1 pseudogene is annotated in these 1,991 nt (G+C 36.6%); it reads left to right on the top strand.

Annotated elements, in window-relative coordinates:
• Nucleotides 1-347: 347 nt before the first annotated feature.
• A pseudogene (gene repM / locus FTV38_RS17240) lies at nt 348-1,277 on the top strand (replication initiation protein RepM); the annotation flags it as partial.
• Between the last annotated feature and the right edge of the window lie 714 nt (nt 1,278-1,991).

The following is a 1,991-nucleotide window of genomic DNA, read 5'->3' on the forward strand; positions in this document are numbered from 1 at the left end:
GAATCCATGCTTGTTTTTAGCGTCCTAGCCGGTCTTTGAAAAAAACTGCCCCCAGGAATCGAGCGCAGCGAGATTCAATAGAGTTTGAGCGAAGCGAAAACATAGGGCAGTTTTAAATGCCGTTTTTGATTTTTTTGGGCTTTTAATAATATAAAAAGCTTTTAAATGCTTTTAAGAGCCTTGAAAGTATTGATATACGTGCGTTTCAGAGGACATACCGACACAAATAGTTTGTCATACCGACACAAATAGTTTGTTCAAAAACACCAATACCGACACAAATAGTTTGCATTAAGACACATAAAAATATAATGTGTCTTTATATACATAAAAATAATGGTGTCTTAATGAAAGGCGGGTTAGTTGTAAAAGATAATGCTCTTATGAATGCCAGTTACAACTTAGAGGTAACAGAACAAAGGTTAATTTTATTGGCAATTATCAGTGCTAGAGAAACAGGGAAAGGAATTACTGCTGACAGTAAACTAGAAATTCATGCCAGTGATTATGCAAAACAGTTCAATGTCACAAAAGAAGGGGCTTACAAGGCTTTAAAAGAAGCTGTAAACAACCTATTTGATCGACAATTTTCATTCCAAGAAGAAACATCAAAAGGGATTGGTATTGTTCGCTCACGATGGGTTAGTCGTATTAAATACATTGATGATTCTGCTCTACTAGAAATCACCTTTGCCCCTGATGTAGTTCCACTAATTACACGACTTGAGAAACACTTTACAAGCTATCAGATTAATCAAGTTTCAGGACTTACAGGCAAGTATGCAATACGACTTTATGAACTATTGATAACATGGCGTGAGGTAGGTAAAACTCCAATTTTGAAACTAGCGGATTTCAGAAGTCAGTTAGGAGTTGAACCTAATGAATACAAAGCAATGAATCATTTTAAAAGTCGTGTTTTAGAACCATCATTACAGCAAATTAATGAAAAAACAGACATTAAAGTGAAGGTAGAACAACATAAAAATGGTCGTTCAATTAGTGGTTTTTCATTCAGATTCAAACAAAAACCACAGCCAAAAGTAGAACAAAAAATCGACCCTAAACGAGATCCAAACACACCCGATTTTTTTGTTGAAATGACCGATGCCCAACGGCATTTGTTCGCACATAAATTATCTGAACTACCCGAAGTTGGTAGCGAATATGCAGAGATCGGAGAGTCAGCCGAAGACTTTACGAAACGCCTTGCCGACATGCTTTTAGAGCCAAAAAAATTCAGGATGTTTTATCCGCTACTGGAACAGCTCGGCTTTGGTTCTAAAAAAATCCAATCTGCACCAATTAAACAGGTCGATGAACCTAAGTTTATTGAGTTGCGAAATATGCAAGTGAACAGCTTGTCGTTCAATATGTCCCGTGACAAGAAATTCGCTCACTTAAAGCAGGAGAACGAATCTCCAGATGATTTTATGCAACGGCTTCGCATCATGCTAAAAGACCCAAAACAGCAACTTCAATTTTATGACTACGTGAATGCCAAAAAGTAGCAATTAATCCTCTAAAAAAGATTTCAAAACGCCCCAAACTTTGGGGCTTATTTTTATCTTTTTCAGAGGTCGATTTTTTGTTTCTCGGAGAGAAACGCGTAAGCGTGCATTCCCTCCTGCTGTCGGGAAATGATAAATCTCCAAACCGCTAAAAATTTTATTGTTAGCAAAGCACCAATATCGAATTTCACCCCATAGCGCAAAAACCGCCTAAAATCGCATTTAAGCGCCTTTTCTTCAAAAACAGGGGAATCTAGCCAAACAGGGCTAAAAACGCCAATAAACGCAAAATAGGAGCATTTAGACTATGAAATTGAGTGATGCCGAAAAAAATAATCGTTTGTCAGAGGTACTTTTAAAGAAATCAGATCGAGAATATTACGATTTAGAAATCACTGAAGATCATCAAAAACTTTATGATCAGTACGTTTCAGGTGATTTAAACAAGCAAGATTTTGAAGAACAACTAAACAAATTGAT

This window comes from Acinetobacter sp. YH16044 (genome assembly GCF_013417145.1).
In the GTDB taxonomy this organism is placed as follows: Bacteria; Pseudomonadota; Gammaproteobacteria; order Pseudomonadales; family Moraxellaceae; genus Acinetobacter; species Acinetobacter amyesii.